Raw genomic sequence first — 21,368 nt, forward strand, 5'->3', positions numbered from 1 at the left:
ATGGTCAACGTGGCCAATCGTGCCGATGTTCACATGCGGCTTGGTACGCTCAAACTTGCTCTTTGCCATTGATGCTTCCTGTGATCAAAAAGAATGGTTCATCCGCGCGTGCGGATTTGGTGACGCCGTTTAAGGCTTTCCAGTTCAATGCGCAAGATAATTATTGCAAAGGCCCCGGAGGTATCCACGCGCAACAGCCAGACGCCATCAACTGAATGTTTCCTGGTAGAATTTTGGAGCGGGTAGCGGGAATCGAACCCGCGTATTCAGCTTGGAAGGCTGCTGCTCTACCATTGAGCTATACCCGCGGGCTTGTGTTCGGTCGAAGATCAGAATGGTGGAGGGAGTTGGATTTGAACCAACGTAGGCTGAGCCAACGGATTTACAGTCCGTCCCCTTTAACCACTCGGGCATCCCTCCAGTATTCTGTCTGGACCGAAGACCAAGCTTGTGAACCGCGTCGTTTGCTGCAGTCACGGCGGCGTATATGACTGCCAGTTCGCCTGCTGTCAACACGACATCAAATGAAAATTTCGAGAAATTTCAAAACTTCTCTTCGACCTGTGGATGACGGTGGACTTTCCCCTTGGATGCACAGTCGCTATAAGGCGGCATGACCAAGAACGAAAACAAAGATAAATCCGCCCGAGACAGCCACTACGCCAATCTGCGTCGGCAAGTTCGCGATTCCAAGAGAGAGCGTGGCGAAATTCCGACGCCGGCGCCTGCCAAACGGCGTAAGTCAGGCGGAGATTGGTCTCCGCCTCAGCTCGAAGCGGAACAGGTCTACCTATATGGGCTTCATACCGTTCGCGCAGCCATTGAAAATCCGGCCCGCAAACTGCTGCGCCTCTTTGTGACGCAAAATGCGTTCATCCGGCTCGATATCGGCCCTGCGGAAGCGCTGCCGTTTCCGGTGGAATTCGTCGTTCCGTCGGACATTGAGCGAATCCTAGGCCCTGAAGCAATCCATCAGGGCGCCATGCTTGAGACCAGAGCGCTGCCCATTCGAAGGCTCGAAGCGCTGAAGGACAGCCCTCTCCTTCTGGTTCTCGATCAGGTAACTGATCCGCATAATGTCGGTGCGATCATGCGTTCAGCCGTCGCATTCGACGCGGGTGCGGTGATCACGACCCAGCGTCACAGCCCGACCGAGTCGGGTGTCCTCGCAAAGTCGGCGTCTGGAGCACTGGAACTCATTCCCTACATTCAAATCACCAATCTAGCTGATGCACTTGGTGAGCTCCATCGGCTCGGTTTCCAGTCCATAGGTCTAGACTCCGAGGGGCCCGCACCAATCGAGGGGACGTTCACTGGAGACAAGATTGCCCTCGTGCTTGGTTCCGAAGGGAAAGGGTTGCGCCAGAAAACCCGGGAAACCGTGACCTCCCTCGCCCGTCTCGATATGCCTGGCGCCATCAAGTCACTCAATGTATCGAACGCCGCCGCTATCGCACTTTATGCAACAGGACAGTTCCTCAAGCGCAAGTAAGCCTCAGTAATATCAGTTCTCGAAACGCTTGAAGCGTTCTGGCGCGAGCGCGTCGCCTCCCGACCTGAGATCCGCTGCGAATTGGATGGCACCGACCAGCTCCAGATCGAAGATCGGCTTTGAAATGACGCCTAGTGTTCCCGGCACGCCCTCGCCCAGCAGGTCCGGATTAGCCGTCATGAAGAGTACTGTCGCGCCAGATTGCGCAAGTGCGGCACCGATAGTCGGGCCGGTTATTCCGTCCTGCAACTGCACATCAACGAGCGCGATTTCGCAATCCTGAGCGTACTTCATCGCGTCCTGCGAATTCGCTGCTATGCCCACCACATCGTGGCCGAGCGCGATCACCGCATCCTCGATATGGAGTGCGATCAACAACTGATCTTCGACAATCAAAATTTTATAGGTCATTTAATTCGGCCCGCAATCCGAACATTGATAACCCACAAGCACTGGAAAGGTTCCCTTACTTTTTGTGCTATCGTGACGGCCACGATCACTGACGACGATCGGGATGTTTCTGCTCAATCATTCGGCGCGCGACCGTCTCCAGGGATCAACCACGCGCCTTGCAACGCAGACACCAGTTTTCAGTTTTATCCCTCTGACTGAGACAACCAGATGTTCAGGCGGCAGCTCCCGGCTCTTCGGTTCTTTCATGCGGAGCGTTCATGATTCTCCTGATATCTGGCAATGCGCTAATGAACGCCTGAACACATTGCGGATCAAACTGACTGCCGGCTCTATCGCGAATGTGCTGGATCGTCTTATCCATGGTCCATGCTTCCTTATATGGGCGAGCCGTCGTGAGGGCGTCAAAGCTATCGGCGATTGCAACGATTCGGCCTGCCAGAGGGATCTCGGCTCCGGAAAGCCGATGCGGATAGCCTTGACCGTCCCACCTCTCGTGATGAGCACCGGCAATCTCTGCAGCGAGTTGAAGCAGGCTGGAACGAGAATGACCGAGAATTCGCGAACCAATCGATGTATGACACTGCATCTGTTCCCGCTCGACATCGGTATAAATCCCGCGTTTCAGAAGTACAGCGTCCGGAATACCCACCTTACCTATGTCGTGCATCGGGGCAGCCATGCGAATATCTGCGCAGATTTCATCTGGTAGACCATAGGCCTTGGCGATTGCTTCCGAATACGCCCCCACACGCAGAGTATGCATGGCCGTTTCCGGATCTTTATAGCTAGCAGCCAAGGTCAGTCGGTAAATTATTTCCTGCTCACGCTCGCGCAGTTCGTTGACGACTTTTTCAACTTCAGTGCGCAGCCATTCCGCTCGCTCCGCCAATTGATTTCGGGCTGTGGTCAATGCCGCGAGGTTGCGGATGCGCGCCTGAAATTCGAGGGGGTTGATCGGCTTCGTCATAAAATCAATTGCGCCGGCATTCAACGCCGTCATTCGGGTAGCGGTATCGCCATCGGCTGTCACCACCACGAATGGCTTATCGCGATATTTATCGAAACGGCGAATCTCGACGAGGAGATCGACGCCATTATAGACAGGCATCTGGAAATCGATCACACCGATATCGAAATCCAGATCCGGCATTGCATGCAGCGCTTCTTCGGGACTGGAGAAGCCAATTGCCTTGCATCCATCCACGGTCGCAACAAGTTTCTTCAGCAGAACCAGATTGGTCTTGTTGTCGTCGACCACCAGAATGTTCATGTCTTTCTCCTCAGGCGGCCAGCGCAGTCTGCGCGGCACGAATTTGTTGCGAAAGCTCATCAATGTCGGCCAGTGTGAGTTCCCTCTTACGAAGAGTTTGCGCCTGCATGGCGATCTCCTCCAGACCGATATTGGCTGCAGCTCCCTTTAGATTATGCAGAAGCGTGTCAAAATTTTCCTTACGTCCGTCCTGCATTGAGACATTCAGTGAATTCAGAAGATCGACTGCGTCATCAAAAAATGCTGCCATGAGTTCCTCGAAGGCATCGGCTCCCAGGATCTCCTCAATCTCCTTGCGTCGGTCGGCCACAGCAGCGATACCGCTTCTCGGTTCCTGCGAATGGTCGACCGAAGTCGTATCGACGACAGGGCGTTCAGGCTCAATCGATGACATAGGAGTTACACCCTGCAACACGGCACTCAGAGCAGCGAGGCTAATGGGCTTTGCCTGGAAGCCAGTCATACCGGCATCACTGCATAGGCGACGATCTTCTTCCGAAGCATTCGCTGTCAGCGCTACAATGGGCACATTCCTGTTCCGGCTCTCGGGCTCACGAAGACGACGCGTCGCTTCAATCCCATCCATGATCGGCATTTGCATATCCATCAGAACAAGGTCGAAATCCTGTCTGGATGCCAACTCCAGTGCGACTTGACCATTTTCGGCGACGGCTGCTGTCTGCCCGAGGTGACTGAGATAGCCGAGGATAACCTGCTGATTGATTTTGTTGTCTTCAGCCAGAAGGATCCTCAGAGGTGCAATCCTGGTGAATCCCTTGGGCGTTTCGACATCCTGTTCTGTCGCCGGAGCCTCTGTTGCCTGCACAGGGACCTCGAACCAGAAGGTGCTGCCGAAACCGGGGGCACTATCCACGCCGATCCGGCCACCGAAGCGGTCGATGATCTCCTTGCAGATGGTCAGCCCCAGGCCGGTACCGCCGTAGCGGCGGCTGATGCTGGCGTCGACCTGTGAGAAGGGTCGAAACAGTTTTTTGCGCCCTTCTTCGCCTATACCGATGCCTGTATCCTGAACCTCAACACGTAACCAAACCGCATTCTGGCGAACCTGCTGCCGCATCCGCAAGGTTACGGTGCCTTCGCTGGTAAATTTCACTGCATTGCTCATCAGGTTCAACATCACCTGACGCAGGCGTGTGGGATCCGCAAGCACGTGCCGCGCATGCCAACGATGGGGAAGGTCGACAGAAATCCGCGTTCCCGCTTCAGTCGCGCGTCCGCGCATCATTTCCGCCGAATTCTCCGCTAGTGTGACGAGATCCACCGGACGCTCTTCGAGTTCGAGCTTGCCGTGCTCGATTTTAGCGTAGTCCAGGATCTCGTTGATGATATCGAGCAGAGCCTCCCCAGAGCGACGAATTGTTTTGACACGGCTCAGCGCATCGTCAGGGAGCTTGTTGAGTTCCAGCAGTTCCACCATGCCCAATATGGCATTGAGAGGCGTACGAATCTCGTGGCCCATAGTCGCCATGAACTGTGATTTGGCGCGGTTCCCCGCCTCAGCTGCCTGATAGGACACCGTTAACTCATGCGCCATGGCCTCCAGGCTTGCACCTGCCGCCTGGACACCGCGCAACTGGCGTCTGAGGCCGACAATCAATAGAAGAACGGATAGAGACAGCAGGCCAACGATCAGGAAAGCCTTCTGCTGGAGGGCCTCCACTTCCAAACGGTTCTGAGCGCGCTCTTCGCTCGTGAGCGTGTTCGTATAGACGAGCAAAGCGCCCGTCGCTTCCGACAATGCACTTGCCTGCGCCAGGAGCTCGACCGCATTTACAGACCCGGGGTCAATCTGCATCAACTTACTGAACACCAGATCTAGATGCATGATCATGCCCTGCACCTGCTCCAGTCTAGCCTTGACCTGGTTGTCTGCCGAAAAGCCCTGCTCGAACTTCGACTTTCGCAACACGTCCATGCGCGAATAGACGATATCGAAACGCAGGGCGAGCTTTTCGCGCGTCGCGGCTGCTGCCAAACCTTCGAAAGACAGTTCTTTGAGCGAATGGAACAGTTCGTCGGCCTCGCGGTCCAGTTGGTAGACAGACCACATCGCGTTTTCACGGACGGCGTCTTTGAGACTACCCTGTCGGTTCGAAATGTCGATGTATATGGAGACGAGAATCCCCAACAGGATCACCGCGAATATCTGCAGCGCCGCCGTCGTCCGGCTGGCGCGGCGAATGACCTCGCCACCAAACGGCATTGCTGGTGTCACGGCTTTACCTCAATCTCCTTGATCTGCCAGACAGACCGAGAAAAGTATTTTTCGTTGTAAAGTGCAGGATCTTTATCGAAAGGATAGATCAAAAAAAGTGGCCCCTTTTCCCGGACCGACATGACCTTGCCATTCTGTCGCGTCGCCAGAATCGTATCCAGCTTCTCCGCATCTTCAACGGGCACCTCCGCGAAATAGTCGTTCAATGCCTTCACTTGGAGTTTGCTGCCAGTCGCTCCCGCTTCTTTCAGAACTGCGCGCAAAAGCGGACCCGAGAAACTTGTCTCTCCTTCCGTCCAGGGTGTCTTCATCTTGCCCGTGCGGCCATCCAGTTTTTCCAGCATTTCAAGGTCGAACTGCGCCGTCGCACCGACATTGGCATGAGTAAGCGTGCCCTTGACCGTCAGGATCACAGGCCCCTTCGGCGCGTCCAACGCCAGGGCTGAGGAGGCAAACAGCAGGGAAGAAGCGATCAGAGTGAGAAATCGCATTTTTGAAGGCCCGTTTCGTTCTGCGGAGTGTAAAGAGGCAGCAACTCAGGCCGCCTGAGGAATCTGGTCGTTCTCGAACAGACGTTCGATATTGAGGTAACAGATCATTCCGGAGTCGTGAGTGATGATCCCGTCGCAGTAACGGCTATCGAAACTGGTCAGGACGACGGGGACCGGCTGCAGCTGATTAGCTGACACGGTCAACATGTCTGTCACGTGATCGACGACCAGGCCGACAATCGTTGGACCAGCCTCAGCCACGACGATGGCGCTGCGTTCCGTGCGTTCCGCTGGCGTCATGCCAAGTCGGCGCGCCAGATCAATGGTGGGAATCACATTACCGCGCAAATTGATGACACCAAGCACGAATTCAGGAGCGTTCGGGATAGGCATTGACGGCCCCCAACCGCGGATCTCACGCACGCCGGTGGTGCGGATGCAAAAGTTCTGTTCGCCCAAACGAAAGGCGATGATTTCCAGAGCGTCGTTCTTGGTTGCGGCCGTCATGGTTCGATCCTCATCTGGCAGTTTCGGGCAATGGTTCCGAACCGACGAGGGATGCCGTTCACGCAAGCACAATAGCCTGCATGGCTGACAGCTGAGAATCGTGAGGATGTCCGCGCTGAAGATGGCTTAACTGCGTCTCAGCATCGATTCGGTCGGGTCCGCATTCATTTCGGTGGTGATGCGACCGCATCGCCCGACGCTCTCAACCTAGTAGAAAGAGTCTAATCGACGCTGAAATAATTGCTTCAATTTGATTGAATTCTCGCTTTTTCAAGCAACGGCAGCCTGTAAGCTGCGACTGAATGACGACCATGAGGAGAGAATGGTGCCCCCGGCAGGGTTCGAACCCGCGACCCCCTGATTACAAATCAGGTGCTCTACCAACTGAGCTACAAGGGCACTTGCGGGTGTCCAACTAGCATATCTGGCCGCTGTGTAAACCCCAAAATGCATTTTTCGAGAAGAAGAGGAGATAAAAGAGAGGGAGAACCATCAACCCTCAGCACGGCCTTGTACCTGGAGACCGATATCGGCTACCAAAGTGCCAGGAACGAGGAGAGCCAATGTCTTCTACCAGCTACAAAATTTGCTTTCTGGCCTCTCCAGCACCAGAGGCGCAGGCGGCCTTTGCCGAGTTGACATCGTTATACGGGAATCACGATATCTCCGACGCCGATGTCGTTGTTGCACTGGGAGGCGATGGGTTCATGCTTCAGACCCTTCACCAGACCATCAATAGCGGCAAACGAATCTACGGCATGAATTGCGGTTCCGTCGGCTTCCTGATGAACGATTACCGTATTGATGGCCTCAACGCGCGAATCAATGCTTCAGTTGAAAACGACCTTCATCCTTTGCAGATGAAAACCCTCAATGCAGATGGGTCCAAATCCGTCGCACTTGCCATCAATGAGGTCTACATCTTCCGTCAATCTTACCAGGCGACAAAAGTGCGCGTGACCATCGATGGGCATACACGCCTCGAGGAGCTGATTTGTGACGGGCTGATGATTGCAACGCCAGCAGGTTCAACTGCCTATAATCTGTCTGCTCACGGACCCATTCTGCCACTGGAAGCCCCTTTGCTGGCCATGACACCGGTAAGCGCATTCCGTCCTCGTCGCTGGCGTGGCGCGCTTTTGCCGAACAAGGTCTGCGTTGAGCTCGATATTCTGGAAGCAGACAAACGTCCGGTGAATGCTGTCGCAGATAACACTGAGGTCAAGAGCGTACTCAAAGTTATCATTTCACAGTCCAGCGATCGGACTGCGAGGATCCTGTCCGATCCCGATCATTCATGGTCTGAGCGAATCCTGGCGGAGCAGTTCTCAGACTGATTATTCCTGCAAGATACAAAAAGGGCCGCGCAACATGCACGCAGCCCTTTGTAATCACGGCTGAAAGATCGAGCAGCTCAATCGATGTCGGCCACGTCTGCCCCGGCACCACCATTGATCCGGTGTGCGAGGGCCGCCTCCATGAACTCATTCAGTTCACCATCCAGAACATCGCCCGGTGCCGTGCTTTCCACGCCAGTACGAAGATCCTTCACCAACTGATAGGGCTGCAGAACATAAGAGCGGATCTGATGCCCCCATCCGATATCGGTCTTGGATGCGGCTTCGGCGTTTGCCGCCTCTTCCCGCTTCTTCAATTCAACCTCATAGAGACGTGCGCGCAACATGTCCCACGCCTTGGCGCGGTTCTTGTGTTGCGAACGCTCCTGCTGGCAAGCGACCACGATACCACTTGGAATATGTGTGATTCGAACAGCGGAATCCGTCGTGTTGACGTGCTGTCCACCCGCACCGGATGAGCGATAGGTATCGATCCGGCAATCGCTTTCGTTCACCTCGATCTGGATCGAATCGTCAACCACAGGATAGACCCAAATCGATGAGAATGACGTGTGGCGACGTGCGTTGCTGTCATAGGGCGAAATACGCACTAGCCGGTGAACGCCCGATTCGGTCTTAAGCCAGCCATAGGCGTTATGGCCCTTGACCAGGATCGTGGCAGACTTAATTCCCGCTTCTTCTCCGTCGTGGACTTCCAGCAGTTCCACCTTGAAGCCCGAGCGTTCCGCCCAACGGGTATACATGCGCAAGAGCATGTTGGCCCAATCCTGCGATTCGGTACCACCAGCGCCGGAGTGAACTTCAACATAGGTATCGTTGCCGTCCGCCTCGCCCGAGAGCATGGCTTCGACCTGCCGGCGGGTTGCTTCAGCCCGAAGAGCCTTCAACGCATTTTCCGCGTCGCGGACGACGGTTTCGTCGCCTTCTTCTTCGCCAAGCTGGATAAACTCGATATTGTCCCGAAGCTGCTGCTCCAGAGACTTCACGCCGCTGATGCTGTCGTCCAGCTGCTGGCGTTCGCGCATGAGCTTCTGCGCTTCACTTGCGTCGTTCCAGAGTGTTGGATCTTCCGCCTTGTTGTTCAACCAGTCCAGTCGTCTTACCGCCTGATCCCAGTCAAAGATGCCTCCTCAGCAGGCTTATGGCCTGCTTGATTTCGTCGATAACATTCAAAGTCTCGTTGCGCATTCTCTGCCTTCTCGTCCTTTCGGGATTTGACGGTTGAATAGTTCGACCGACGAGATCTGTAAAGCATCACAATGAGCTTGCCATCCTGTCGGCGCGGGATCTGAGCGTTCTGCTGGATCAGAACAGGCCACCGGAACCGGAAGTCACAGCCTGCTGTGCCTGCGGCGATGTCTTGAGGATTTCCTCAGGCGGCAATTGCGCATTCGCGCCGATGATCGTCAACGTGTCTGCTGGTCCGGTTCCCGGCTTGAACGCTTCAACGATCGTATCCGGCTCACCCTCAAGCGCAAACATGCCCGTCTTTCTATTGACGGCAATGAACTGCATTCCAGCAGGAACCTGGAATTTCGTCGCCGGGGTGACTTTGGCAGCCTGAGCGAGGAATTCACCGAAAATCGGTGCCGAGAGGCTGCCGCCAGTGCCGCCACGACCGAGCGGCGTCGGTGTATCGAAGCCGATGTAGAGGCCGGCGACGAGATTCGGCGTAAAGCCCACGAACCAGGCATCCTTTTCATCGTTGGTTGTGCCGGTTTTTCCAGCGACCGGACGATCCTTCACCGGGATCTTGCCTGCGGCGGTGCCACGCTGGACAACACCTTCCATCATCGATGTGATTTGATAAGCCGTCATCGGGTCAAGAACCTGCTCGCGGTTATCGATCAGCGTTGGCTCGGGCTGGTTTGCCCAACTATTGAAATTACATCCCTGACAGGTTCGCTCTTCATGGCGGAAAATGGTCTTGCCGTAACGATCCTGGATGCGGTCAACCAGGGTGGGCTTAATCTGCTTGCCACCGTTCGCGATGACCGAATAGGCAGAGACCATACGCAGAACGGTGGTTTCACCGGAACCAAGCGACATGGACAGAAGCGGCGCCATCTTGTCGTAGATGCCGAAACGCTGCGCATATTCCGCAACAAGATCCATGCCCATGTCCTGCGCGAGACGCACAGTCATCTGGTTACGCGATTTCTCGATTCCGACTCGAAGCGTCGACGGGCCACCGGATTCGCCACCGTAGTTATCCGGACTCCAGACCTGCCCACCAGACGTGACTTCAATCGGAGCGTCGAGAATAACGGAAGACGGAGTGTAACCATTGTCCAGCGCGGCAGCATAGACAAACGGCTTGAATGACGAACCGGGCTGGCGCATTGCCTGTGTCGCGCGGTTGAACTCAGACTGACCGTAAGAGAATCCGCCCACCATGGCCAATACGCGACCTGTATGCGGATCCATCACCACCATACCGCCCTGAACTTTCGGCGGTTGTCTCAACGCGAAAATGCCAGGCTTATTTTCGATCGGCTCGACGTAAACGACATCGCCTGGTTCGACCACACCAACGGGAGACTTGGCCGTTTTCTTGACGCCCTTCGCATCGCGGAAGGCCCATTTCATCTGATCGGCAGGAATCGTTCCCTTTTTGCGTTCCTCGACAACTTTACCGGCTACCAGGTCAGGTTGAAGACCGATATCGACCTGCTTGTCCGACACCGCAGTGACGACGGCCAGCTTCCACTCCGGAACATCACGCAGAGCCGGAACCTTGGCAAGTTCAGGGCCCCAGTCGCCGGATACGCCGATCTTGGCAATTGCACCGCGATAACCCCGGCGCTCGTCGTAATCGACCAATCCTTTTTGCAGGGAAGCCCTGGCCATGATCTGCAACTGCGGATCCAGCGACGTACGAACAGAAAGGCCGCCTTCATAAAGAGCCTTGTCGCCGTATTTTTCGATAATCTGGCGACGTACTTCTTCCGAGAAGTATTCGGACGCAGCCAGCGTCGCGCCACCACGGTTCATGTTCACTCCGAGCGGCTGCTTCTTGGCCTGCTCGGCGTCACTGGCTGTTATGTAGCCGTCTTCCGCCATGCGGCTGATCACGTAGTTACGCCGGGTCACGGCCGCTTCTTCATGACGGAACGGATTATAGTTCGCCGGACCTTTCGGCAGGCCGCCCAGATAGGCCGCCTCTGCGATCGTCAACTCTGTCACGGATTTATTGAAGTAGGTCAGTGCCGCGCCTGCGATGCCGTAGGAATTGAAGCCGAAGAAAATCTCGTTGAGATAGAGCTCGAGAATCTTGTCCTTCGAGTAGGTCTGCTCAATGCGGAAGGAGAGGATGGCTTCCTTGACCTTGCGATCAATCGTTTGATCCGCTGAGAGCAAAAAGTTTTTGGCAACCTGCTGGGTGATCGTCGATGCGCCTTCGGGTCGCCGACCGGATCCGATATTCTGAATATTGTTCACGACAGCACGTGCGAGACCCCATGGGTCAACACCGGGATGCTTGTAGAAGTTCTGGTCTTCTGCGGCGATAAATGCTGCCTTGACACGATCCGGGATGGCCTGAATCGGCAGAAAGAGGCGCTTCTCTCGCGCATACTCGGCCATCAGCGCTCCATTGCCTGCGTGAACGCGCGTTGCGACCGGTGGCTCGTAGGAGGCTAGTACCTCGTAATTCGGAAGGTCCTTGGATACGCCCATCAGGTAGACGGCGGCGACAGCAGCAAACGCAAAGAACGCGATGCACGCCAGGCCGAAAAAATATCCAAGTAATCTGATCATTCGCTAGCTACCGCTTCGGTCGTTCGGCACAGTCCAGGCCGACTCTCATGTTTCCACGCGTTTCGCACAAGGCCTGCACCGACTGCAAGCGTCGGCAGTCAAAAACCATGTTTGGTCACCCATTCCAAGCATCACTCTGTAACGCCGGGAATGTGAGTAAAATAGGGCTCTTGCGGAGACCTGCCCGTCTTCACCGCGATACTTTGACCGAAACGGCAACCCAATGAGAGCATGTTGCACTCAGGCAACAATGCAATCAGCCGCCGCCTGCAACAGTCTCGCCCCGGTATTTGAGGACCGCATCAACAAGAAGGCTGGTCACTTTATCCCGCCACTCTTCACTCAACAGCAGTTTTTCATCTCCCTCGTTGGACAAAAAGCCAAGCTCAAGCAGGATCGATGGAATGTCTGGTGCCCGCAGCACCTGAAAACCTGCAAAGCGGTGAGGATTATTGATCAGACCGATCTGACCCTCGAAGGATTTTACCACCCTGTTTGCCAGGGAAATGGAAAACGCCTGCGTTTCCCGGCGGGTCAAATCCAGTAAAATGTCGGCGATTTCAGGCTGTGGTACCTCAATCGAGTAACCGGCGAGTTGATCCGAAAGATTTTCACGCGCGGCAAGCGCTGCAGCCATCTTGTCCGATGCCGTATCGGACAGCGTGTAAACGGTCGAGCCGCGAATGTTCTTCTGGCCCAGCGTATCGGCATGAAGGGAGATGAAGAGATCTGCCTTGCCCTGCCTCGCAAGAACTACCCGCTCTGAAAGCGACAGAAAACTATCATTGCTACGGGTCAGAAATGCTTGAATGCCGGATTGCGTATTCAGCTTTTCGACCAAGATCTTTGCAAAGGCGAGCGTTATGTCCTTCTCCGGCGTTTTCGTCACGGCGCCGGAAGCTCCTGCGTCGATGCCGCCATGACCGGCGTCTATGGCGATGGTGAAGACACCATCCTTCGCAGTCGTACCATCCGGCAGTCCCCCAATAGTTGCCGACTGCTTTACTTCGGCATTCTTCCAGTTCTGGGTCCTGACCAATTCTGCGAATTTCTCCCTGGTTGTGATCTCAGCGTCGAGCACCAGCCTGAAACCGCGATCCTCGTTTTTTTGCACCTCGGCGGCAACCAGTTTTACAGGTCGTTGTGCGGTCAAGACGATACGCGCGCTGCCCTCGCCCATGGTTCCGTAACGGATGTCCTTGAACAGTCCGCGCGCGGAAAGATCTTCAGCAGGAAACCCGAATGCGGTCGCAGGCAAGTCAATGACGATACGTTCTGGCGAGGCAACATAATGAACTGAGAATTCCGGCTTGTCGTCGAAATCGACAACTACCCGAGATCGCGCATCATCGCCGACAATGCGCGCCGAGAATGCCAGCAGCGGTTCATCGGCTTTTTCGGTTGCTGGGACCGAAACGGGGCAGAGCAGAAACAGCGCGAAAAGCAAACGCGATAAAAGAGTGAAGACGCTCCCGGCACCGACTGCCCGTCGGCACATTGATTTCACGGAGCTTCTCCAAACCGGCCTCAATGCGCTTTCCCTCCCTGTATCTGATTCTTAATGTACAACACGCAATCACCGCTGTTCAATTTCCCCGGCAAAGGCGCTCAATGCCAAAGCGAAACGGCGCCACTGCGCTTTAGTCCGTCAATTTGATCCATAATAAGGCAGGATCGGCTTTGCCCTTGCTATTGTGACAGATAAAACATACAAGGCTTGTGAGGGTTTAAGTGTCGACGGGATAGTCTGTTGCAGGCAGCCAGCTGTCATGTTCTGGCGCCGTGGAGCAAAGACATCCGCCGTCTCTACACTTAGCCTGAAACACCATCAACTCCGGCATGGCCGGACGAATACCGGATGGCTCGCCATCCTGCTCATCGGGAGCAAATTCATCGGGTTCCGAAAGGAATCTTGTATAACGTCATTCTCGACTGGTCTTTAATGTTGCGGCACGATTTGCATACTCCAGGCAGGCTGAAAAGAACGAAGGTTCTGACGCTTGTCGTGGCGATGCCGCTCGAAAGCGTATCAGCGGGAAATCATTATCCGGCGCAAAACTCGCGATGCAGGGAGGTACTGACATGAGGGCAGGCCTCTTCAAGCACGCGCGGCTGCGCCGAGGAGCACATGTTCAATGGCAGACAAAATGCTTATCGACGCCTCCCATGCGGAGGAGACACGCGTCGTAGTCGTCCGGGGAAACCGGATTGAAGAGTTCGATTTCGAGTCGCAGCACAAGAAGCAGATACGCGGCAACATTTATCTAGCGAAGGTTACTCGCGTTGAGCCTTCCCTCCAGGCCGCATTCATTGACTATGGTGGCAATCGCCATGGCTTCCTTGCTTTCGCGGAAATCCACCCGGACTATTATCAAATTCCGCTTGCTGACCGCCAGGCACTGCTTCAGGCGGAAATGGAAGATAATCCCCGCCATCACGATCATGACATGGAGTCCGGTATTGATCTTGCGAAGGCGGATCAACCTGATGTGGGAATTATCAATCAGGTAGAAGCCGCTCTTGGCGCTGATGACAGCGTAAGCGAGCCGCTCGCTGCGACAGAAGCTTCTACCAATGCTGACAGCTCTGCTGAAGAGGTAGCTGCTGGGACGATTGCGGAAGAGAAGCCAAAAGCCAAGCCGCGCCGTAGCCGTGCCCGCAAAAAGCCGGTTGAGGCCGCAGCAGGTGAGACGGCCGTAGCTTCAGAAACGCCGGACGCAAACGACGACAGCACGCCCGACGAGATGGCGGCGATGGTCGATACCGACTCCGTGTCTGAAGATGTCGTCGATCGCCGTTCCAATGACGACGATGATGACGATGACGACGATCAGGAAAAGGAAGTCATCGAGTCCGTTGGCGCGGAAGATGCCATGGAAGAGGTGCCGGATCGCGTATACCGCAAGCCGCGCAAGCAATACCGCATCCAGGAAGTCATCAAGCGCCGCCAGATCCTGCTGGTTCAGGTTGCGAAGGAGGAGCGTGGCAACAAGGGCGCTGCTCTGACGACCTATCTTTCTCTTGCAGGTCGGTATTCGGTTCTTATGCCGAACACCGCACGCGGTGGCGGTATTTCGCGCAAGATCACAAATCCGACCGACCGCAAGCGCCTCAAGGAGATTGCGCGCGAGCTGGACGTGCCGCAGGGCATGGGCGTGATTCTGCGTACAGCCGGTGCGAACCGGACCCGTGTCGAGATCAAGCGTGACTTCGAATACCTGATGCGTCTGTGGGAGAATGTCAGAACGCTGACATTGAACTCGATCGCTCCCTGTCTGGTTTACGAGGAAGGATCGCTGATCAAGCGCTCCATCCGCGATCTTTACAACAAGGACATATCCGAGGTCATCGTTGCAGGTGAGGAAGGCTATCGCGAAGCGAAAGACTTCATGAAGATGCTGATGCCGAGCCATGCCAAGGTGGTTCAGCCCTATCGAGATCTGCATCCGATTTTCTCGCGCTCCGGTATCGAGGCACAGCTCGACCGTATGCTGCAGCCGCAGGTTACGCTGAAGTCCGGCGGCTATCTTATCATCAACCAGACGGAAGCGCTGGTCGCTATTGACGTCAACTCCGGGCGTTCGACGCGCGAGCATTCGATCGAAGAGACGGCACTGCAAACCAATCTGGAAGCAGCAGAAGAAGTTGCTCGCCAGTTGAGGCTCCGCGACCTCGCAGGCCTGATCGTTATCGATTTCATCGATATGGAAGAGAAGCGGAACAACCGCTCGGTCGAGAAGAAACTGAAGGATTGCCTGAAGAATGATCGGGCGCGCATCCAGGTAGGTCGAATCTCGCATTTCGGCCTTCTCGAAATGTCGCGTCAGCGTATTCGTGCCAGCGTGCTCGAATCCACAACGCAGGTCTGCTCGCACTGTGGCGGAACAGGTCACGTTCGTTCGCAGTCTTCGATCGCCCTGCATGTGCTGCGCGGTGTTGAAGAATACCTGCTCAAGAATACCACGCACGATATTACGGTGCGAACGACGCCCGAGATTGCGCTTTATCTGCTCAATCACAAGCGCGGCAACGTGGTTGATTATGAAAACCGCTTCGGCGTCTCTATCTTCATTGAAGCAGATGGCGCGGTCGGCGCAAGCCACTTCGCAATCGACCGCGGTGAGCCCGTTGCCAACCCTGTGAAGATCGAAAGCCTCGTTCAGTTTGCGGCCCTCCCCACTGAGGACGACGAAGACGATGTCATCATCGAAGCCGATGACGAGGACGAAGATGAGGCGCCAGCAGCTGCGGCAATCTCTGCGCAGGCTGTACGTTCTGAAGATGAGCAGGGCAATCGCAAGCGCAAGCGTCGCCGCCGCCGTCGCAATCGCAATGGCGAGCGCAACGATCCATCTCAGCAAGCTTCGGGTGACGCATCCGGTGCCGACGAAGACGGTGATGATGATGAAGACGATGATTCTGCGGAAAGCCAGATGGATCAGGCCCAGTCGGAAACCGATGAAGGCAATAAGCGCAAGCGTCGTCGTCGCGGCAAGCGTGGCGGTCGCCGCAATCGTCAGGGCGAAGAGGATGGCGCGCAGCCAAACTCCGGCGAGGATGATGCGGACGCCAATAGCCTTACCGACGAGAGCACAGACGACAATGATCTGAGCCCTGTATCCGGCTTCTCTGACGGCGGCTCGACGCAGGAACTGCAGGTCGATGCTGAAGAGGCAGTAGCAGCAGAAGCAAACGAAGCCGCAAAAACGGAAGAAGCTCCGGTCAAGCCGCGTCGCACGCGTCGATCCAAGGCATCCAGCAAATCGGAGATCGAAGCGCTTGCCGATACTGCCGCAGTGACGGAACAGCCCGCAACGAGCTCAATCCAGGCTGAAGTGGTGGAACCAGAAGCAGCGAAGACGGAACCAGCGGTCGAAGTCGCTGTAGACGCGGCTTCGTCATCGGAAGAAAGTGCGGCCGAAAAAGCAATTCGGGCAAACCGTGCTTCCAACATCGCTTCGTCGGAACCGGTTGTGACATCCAGCGCTCCATCCGACAGTGAGCCAGATGGCGAGCCGACGAAGCCGAAGCGTGCTGGCTGGTGGCAGAAGCGCGGCTTCCTTTGATATCCATATGAGACTTGTAAAGCGGTCGCACATGTTGCGGCCGTTTTGCTTTTCGTCGGTGAGATTATGAAACGTGCGCGAAGTGCTGCGGCACTTTTGTGGTCAAAGGTGATTGATCTCAATGTGTTGCGGTGGCAATCATGAATTGATCAGTCTCTGCCAAAATTGTGATCGTTTGATCCAGTAGACCCCGAGACCGCCGAAGCGCTACAGGATCGGGAATGATTCACCCAGATGTCAATCGATAGGGTTGAGTCGCGATCAGTTTCATCGATGCGCGATATAGAGGATGAACATGAAATCTTTTCTGAAGTTGCTTACCGCCGGGCTACTGGCATCCGCTACCGTTATCGCGCCGGGAACTGCTGCAAACGCTCTTGATGAACAGCAGAAGAAAGAATTCGGGGCATTCATCCGGGAATATCTGATCGCTAACCCTGAGATCATGCTCGAAGTGCAGGATGCGCTGGAAAAGAAGCAGCAGGATACCCGCACCTCTCAAGCGTCGGAAGGTATCGCAGCAAACAGCAAGGCAATCTTTTCAACAGCCAGCGACATCACCTTGGGTAATCCGAACGGCGATGTGACAATCGTTGAGTTTTTCGATTACAACTGCACGTATTGCAAGCGCGCCCTGACCGACATGGAAACAATCCTCTCATCAGACAAGAAGGTGCGTTTCATCCTCAAAGAATTCCCGATTCTCGGCCCGGATTCCATGGCCGCCCACCGCGTTGCCAGCGCCTTCAAAGCTATAGCGCCGGAGAAGTATCCACAGTTCCATAAGCAGCTTCTCGGCGGGCCGCAGCGGGCAACGGAACAGACTGCGATTGCTGTCGCAACAACTCTGGGCGTCAGCGAGGCCGCAATCCGGAAGTCGATGAAAGACAATCCAAACGACCAGCAGATCCGCGCGACCTATGAACTTGCAAACAATCTCGGCGTCACCGGCACACCGTTCTATGTTGTCGGAAACGAGGCTGTTTTTGGTGCTGTCGGACATGAAGAACTGTCCAGCAAGATCAGCAACATCCGCTCCTGCGGCAAAGCCACCTGCTGACCATTGCTTGCAACCCCTTCACCGGTCGCTTACCCCGCAGTGAGATCAGTATATTCAGTCATTAAACCCCGGTTATTAACGGCTTTTGTGGCCGGGGGCTTTCCCTTGCCAGCCTGCCGGTCTATAGGTTTCGCTGGTTTTATGGTGGGAATTCCATGAGCAAGACAATCTTTGTCCTCAACGGGCCGAACCTGAATATGCTGGGGAAGCGAGAACCCGGCATTTATGGCGGCAAGACTCTCAAAGATATCGAGAGCGCGTGCGTAACCGCCGGTCGGGAGCTTGGCTTCGAGATCGAGTGCTTTCAGAGCAATCATGAGGGCGCCCTCGTCGATCGGCTTCACGAAGCCGACGATCGGGCAGCGGGCGTTGTGATAAATCCTGGCGCTTACGGCCACACCTCCATCGCGCTTCACGATGCCATCCGGGCCATATCGGTCCCCGTGATCGAAGTACATATTTCGAACATCCATGCTCGCGAGGAATTTCGACATAAATCGATGATCGCACCAGCGGCCAAAGGCATGATCTGCGGCCTCGGCCCGGGCGGTTATCTTCTGGCATTGCGCGCGCTGCGCGACATCACCAATTAAGAACAACAGAGCACATAGGTTGACCATGTCTGAGAAGAAGAACGGTTTCGACAAGGGGTTGATCCGCGATCTGGCGAACATCCTCAACGATACCGATTTGACAGAGATCGAAATCGAGCAGGACGATCTGCGCATTCGCGTATCTCGTACCATTCAGGCGCCCCAGTACATCCAGGCTGCTGCACCGGCGCCGCAACTTTACGCAGCGCCTGCCGCAGCACCGGCAGCGCCCGTCACCGGCGCTGCCGTTGAACCTGCGAAAGATCGTTCAAAGGCTGTCACTGCACCAATGGTCGGCACAGTCTATCTATCCCCTGCCCCTGGCGCACGGTCCTTCATTGAAGTTGGTGCGACCGTAAAGGAGGGGCAGACGCTTCTTATCATCGAAGCCATGAAGACCATGAACCAGATCCCTGCACCGCGCTCGGGCAAGGTAACGGAAATCATCGTCAATGACGCGCAGCCTGTCGAATACGGCGAGCCGCTCGTTGTGATCGAATAAGGCGGTCTCATGATTTCGAAGATCCTCATTGCCAACCGTGGCGAGATTGCCCTTCGTGTCCTGCGGGCATGCAAGGAACTCGGCATCTCGACCGTCGCCGTTCATTCTACGGCTGACGCTGACGCAATGCATGTGCGTCTGGCAGACGAAAGCGTATGTATCGGCCCACCGCCATCACGTGACAGCTACCTCAACATCCACCAGATTGTTGCGGCTTGCGAGATCACCGGTGCGGATGCGGTGCATCCTGGCTACGGCTTCCTGTCGGAAAATGCCAAGTTCGCGGATATACTCGAAGCGCATGGCATTACCTTCATCGGACCCACCGCTGAGCATATTCGCCTGATGGGTGACAAGATCACGGCCAAGAAGACGGCTGTCGAGCTTGGTATTCCGGTCGTTCCGGGTTCCGATGGCGAAGTGACGCCTGACAACGCTCTGGAAATTGCGCGGCAGATCGGCTTCCCGGTACTTATCAAGGCTACTGCTGGCGGCGGCGGCCGTGGCATGAAAGTCGCCAAGACTGAAGCAGACCTTGAGGAAGCCTTTAATACGGCCCGTTCCGAAGCGGCTGCAGCATTTGGCAATGATGCCGTCTACATGGAGAAGTATCTCGGCAAACCTCGGCATATCGAGATCCAGGTCGTGGGTGACGGGGCTGGCAATGCTATCCACCTCGGAGAACGCGATTGCTCGCTGCAGCGCCGTCACCAGAAGGTTTGGGAAGAGGCAAACTCCCCTGCCCTGAATGTCGATCAGCGCATGAAGATCGGTCAGATCTGCGCTGACGCCATGAAGAAGATGAAGTACCGCGGTGCCGGTACAATCGAGTTCCTGTACGAGAACGGCGAATTCTATTTCATCGAAATGAATACGCGTCTTCAGGTCGAGCATCCGATCACAGAAGCTATCACCGGCATCGATCTCGTTCATGAGCAGATCCGCGTTGCCTCTGGTGCCGGGCTTTCCGTAACCCAGGACGAGATCAGTTTTTCCGGTCACGCGATCGAGTGCCGCATCAACGCTGAAGACCCGCGTACATTCGTCCCATCTCCGGGAACCATCACGCACTTCCACGCGCCGGGTGGCTTGGGTGTTCGTGTCGATTCGGGCGCCTATGCGGGTTACAAGATCCCCCCCTATTATGACAGCCTGATCGGCAAGCTCATCGTCCACGGTCGGACTCGCGTCGAATGCATGATGCGTCTGCGCCGTGTGCTCGACGAATTCGTCGTTGACGGGATCAAGACGACACTGCCGCTTTTCCAGGATCTCGTTTCCAACCAGGATATCGCCAACGGCGACTACGATATCCACTGGCTGGAAAAGTATCTTGCTGGCGACAAGCCCAGCGCTTGATCATGGCAGGTCGGCGCGGCAGATATTATCCCGCCATCACGCCGGAAATTCTGTTGCGTGCCTATTCCATCGGTCTGTTTCCGATGGCTGAATCGGCGGACGACCCGGAAGTCTTCTGGGTCGAACCGGAACTGCGGGGCATCATTCCGCTGGACGCTTTTCATATATCGAAGAGCCTTCACAAAGCCGTTCGGCAGCAAGCTTTCTCTATTCGTCGCAATACGGCATTCGAAGCCGTGATGGCGGGCTGCGCCGAATCAGCGCCTGACAGGCCGACGACCTGGATCAATTCCACAATCCGATCGCTCTACAAACAGCTCCATGCCATGGGTCATGCCCACAGTGTTGAAGCCTGGGAAGGCGATCAACTGGTCGGCGGGCTTTACGGCGTGTCCCTGGGGGCTGCATTCTTTGGAGAAAGCATGTTCTCCCGGCGCACAAATGCGTCGAAAATCTGCCTTGTGCATCTCGTGAATCATCTGCGTGCTAACGATTTTCACCTGCTGGACACGCAATTTACGACTGATCATCTGAAAACATTCGGCGCGATCGACATCCCGAAACAGGATTATCTCGAACTGCTGAAAGCAGCTGTCGAACTGCCTGACCGCCCTTTCTGATCAGTGACGGCCGAACATCACAGGCATCGACCACCAGCGAATTTGGTAGAGGACGCGGCCAGACGTGATGCGATTTTATGGCTTGGCAGCGGCAGCTGGCTTTGCCGGGCTTGCTGGAGGCGGAACATCTGACTTCTGCTTACAGCCTGTCAGCCAGACGTCATAGATCGGATGTTCAACTGCATTCAGACCAGGGCTGTCTGCAAACATCCATCCTGTGAAGATCCGCCTTATCTTGCGATCAAGCGTGATTTCATCGACCTCAATGAAGCCGTCTACCTTTTGTGCTTCTGTGTCATCGCGTGAGAAACAGGCTTTCGGCGTTACCTGCAAGGCACCGTACTGGACAGTCTCATTCACATAGACATCGAAGCGGGTAATACGCCCCGTGATCTTGTCGATCCCTGAGAATTCAGCAACCGGATTTTCGATACGGGCCGCGGAAGCAGGTGCAACCATCGCCAGACAGAGCGTCATTCCCAGAAGCAGCGAACGAACGGATCTATGGGACATGGGAGCGAAATCACCTTCAGAAATTACTAAAGCGTATCGCGATCTTTCAGATTCGCTCCTGACGCTTTATCTCTTTACTTTAACGCATGTCGTTGTCGCAAAACCGCTGAACACTTTTGCGCGACATG

The 21,368-nt window shown here is 55.4% G+C and carries 17 protein-coding genes, 3 tRNA genes and 1 pseudogene; 8 read left to right on the plus strand and 13 right to left on the minus strand.

Going from position 1 to position 21,368, the window contains the following annotated elements; translation table 11 throughout:
* The 3 genes and pseudogenes from E8M78_RS10805 to E8M78_RS10815 all read right to left on the minus strand — a co-directional run.
* A pseudogene (locus tag E8M78_RS10805) lies at positions 1 to 69 on the minus strand (elongation factor Tu); the annotation flags it as partial.
* A gap of 165 nt (positions 70 to 234) precedes the next feature.
* Positions 235 to 308 (minus strand) — tRNA-Gly (locus E8M78_RS10810).
* A 27-nt stretch (positions 309 to 335) separates the two neighbouring features.
* Positions 336 to 420 (minus strand) — tRNA-Tyr (locus E8M78_RS10815).
* A gap of 193 nt (positions 421 to 613) precedes the next feature.
* Between E8M78_RS10815 and E8M78_RS10820 the strand changes: the two genes are divergently transcribed.
* The gene (locus tag E8M78_RS10820) at positions 614 to 1,492 is read left to right on the plus strand and encodes an RNA methyltransferase (protein ID WP_137135073.1); all 879 of its coding nucleotides are present in this window, start codon (positions 614 to 616) and stop codon (positions 1,490 to 1,492) included.
* Between the two features lie 12 nt (positions 1,493 to 1,504).
* On the opposite strand, the gene E8M78_RS10825 is transcribed toward E8M78_RS10820, so the two are convergent.
* The 6 genes from E8M78_RS10825 to E8M78_RS10850 all read right to left on the minus strand — a co-directional run bounded on the left by E8M78_RS10825 (position 1,505) and on the right by E8M78_RS10850 (position 6,809).
* On the minus strand, positions 1,505 to 1,903 hold the full coding sequence (locus E8M78_RS10825; RefSeq protein WP_137135074.1) for a response regulator: 399 nt from the start codon (positions 1,901 to 1,903) through the stop codon (positions 1,505 to 1,507).
* Positions 1,904 to 2,117: 214 nt separating this feature from the next.
* Entirely contained in the window at positions 2,118 to 3,176 is a 1,059-nt protein-coding gene (locus E8M78_RS10830) for an HD domain-containing phosphohydrolase (protein WP_137135075.1), read from the minus strand.
* A 10-nt stretch (positions 3,177 to 3,186) separates the two neighbouring features.
* Positions 3,187 to 5,412: an ATP-binding protein gene (locus E8M78_RS10835; RefSeq protein WP_137135076.1), complete on the minus strand. Its 2,226-nt coding sequence runs from the start codon at positions 5,410 to 5,412 to the stop codon at positions 3,187 to 3,189.
* Entirely contained in the window at positions 5,409 to 5,903 is a 495-nt protein-coding gene (locus tag E8M78_RS10840; RefSeq protein ID WP_137135077.1) for a molybdopterin-dependent oxidoreductase, read from the minus strand. The genes E8M78_RS10835 and E8M78_RS10840 overlap by 4 nt, the downstream gene beginning before the upstream one ends.
* Positions 5,904 to 5,948: 45 nt before the next feature.
* Positions 5,949 to 6,410: a chemotaxis protein CheW gene (locus E8M78_RS10845; protein WP_137135078.1), complete on the minus strand. Its 462-nt coding sequence runs from the start codon at positions 6,408 to 6,410 to the stop codon at positions 5,949 to 5,951.
* 323 nt (positions 6,411 to 6,733) lie between these two features.
* Positions 6,734 to 6,809, minus strand: a tRNA-Thr gene (locus E8M78_RS10850).
* 164 nt (positions 6,810 to 6,973) lie between these two features.
* Between E8M78_RS10850 and E8M78_RS10855 the strand changes: the two genes are divergently transcribed.
* The gene (locus E8M78_RS10855) at positions 6,974 to 7,747 is read left to right on the plus strand and encodes an NAD kinase (RefSeq protein WP_137135079.1); all 774 of its coding nucleotides are present in this window, start codon (positions 6,974 to 6,976) and stop codon (positions 7,745 to 7,747) included.
* 77 nt (positions 7,748 to 7,824) lie between these two features.
* Here E8M78_RS10855 and prfB read toward each other — a convergent pair.
* From prfB to E8M78_RS10870, 3 genes are all read right to left on the minus strand, one after another.
* A protein-coding gene (prfB, locus tag E8M78_RS10860) for a peptide chain release factor 2 (protein ID WP_137135080.1) occupies positions 7,825 to 8,956 on the minus strand; the annotation gives its coding sequence in 2 pieces (ribosomal slippage) (positions 7,825 to 8,886 and positions 8,888 to 8,956; 1,131 coding nt in all).
* Between the two features lie 117 nt (positions 8,957 to 9,073).
* Positions 9,074 to 11,527, minus strand: a complete 2,454-nt coding sequence (locus tag E8M78_RS10865; protein WP_137135081.1) for a penicillin-binding protein 1A — start codon at positions 11,525 to 11,527, stop codon at positions 9,074 to 9,076.
* Between the two features lie 256 nt (positions 11,528 to 11,783).
* Positions 11,784 to 13,025 (minus strand): N-acetylmuramoyl-L-alanine amidase, encoded by a 1,242-nt coding sequence (locus tag E8M78_RS10870; RefSeq protein WP_137135877.1) that lies wholly within the window; start codon positions 13,023 to 13,025, stop codon positions 11,784 to 11,786.
* 637 nt (positions 13,026 to 13,662) lie between these two features.
* On the opposite strand from E8M78_RS10870, the gene E8M78_RS10875 reads away from it, so the two are divergent.
* The 6 genes from E8M78_RS10875 (at position 13,663) to aat (ending at position 20,727) form a co-directional block, all read left to right on the plus strand.
* Positions 13,663 to 16,593, plus strand: coding sequence for a ribonuclease E/G (locus E8M78_RS10875; protein ID WP_137135082.1), 2,931 nt, complete (start codon positions 13,663 to 13,665; stop codon positions 16,591 to 16,593).
* A 289-nt stretch (positions 16,594 to 16,882) separates the two neighbouring features.
* Positions 16,883 to 17,653 (plus strand): DsbA family protein, encoded by a 771-nt coding sequence (locus E8M78_RS10880; RefSeq protein WP_137135083.1) that lies wholly within the window; start codon positions 16,883 to 16,885, stop codon positions 17,651 to 17,653.
* Positions 17,654 to 17,808: 155 nt separating this feature from the next.
* A complete protein-coding gene (gene aroQ / locus E8M78_RS10885) occupies positions 17,809 to 18,246 on the plus strand; it encodes a type II 3-dehydroquinate dehydratase (RefSeq protein ID WP_137135084.1) in 438 nt (145 codons plus the stop codon).
* 25 nt (positions 18,247 to 18,271) lie between these two features.
* Complete coding sequence (gene accB, locus E8M78_RS10890; RefSeq protein WP_062552584.1) at positions 18,272 to 18,748, plus strand: acetyl-CoA carboxylase biotin carboxyl carrier protein; 477 nt, start codon at positions 18,272 to 18,274, stop codon at positions 18,746 to 18,748.
* A 9-nt stretch (positions 18,749 to 18,757) separates the two neighbouring features.
* A complete protein-coding gene (gene accC, locus E8M78_RS10895; RefSeq protein WP_062552585.1) occupies positions 18,758 to 20,107 on the plus strand; it encodes an acetyl-CoA carboxylase biotin carboxylase subunit in 1,350 nt (449 codons plus the stop codon).
* 2 nt (positions 20,108 to 20,109) lie between these two features.
* Complete coding sequence (gene aat, locus E8M78_RS10900) at positions 20,110 to 20,727, plus strand: leucyl/phenylalanyl-tRNA--protein transferase (protein ID WP_137135085.1); 618 nt, start codon at positions 20,110 to 20,112, stop codon at positions 20,725 to 20,727.
* Positions 20,728 to 20,802: 75 nt separating this feature from the next.
* On the opposite strand, the gene E8M78_RS10905 is transcribed toward aat, so the two are convergent.
* Positions 20,803 to 21,204, minus strand: coding sequence for a DUF2155 domain-containing protein (locus E8M78_RS10905; protein ID WP_246658327.1), 402 nt, complete (start codon positions 21,202 to 21,204; stop codon positions 20,803 to 20,805).
* Between the last annotated feature and the right edge of the window lie 164 nt (positions 21,205 to 21,368).

The organism is Rhizobium sp. FKY42, assembly GCF_005222835.1.
Lineage (GTDB): Bacteria > Pseudomonadota > Alphaproteobacteria > Rhizobiales > Rhizobiaceae > Neorhizobium.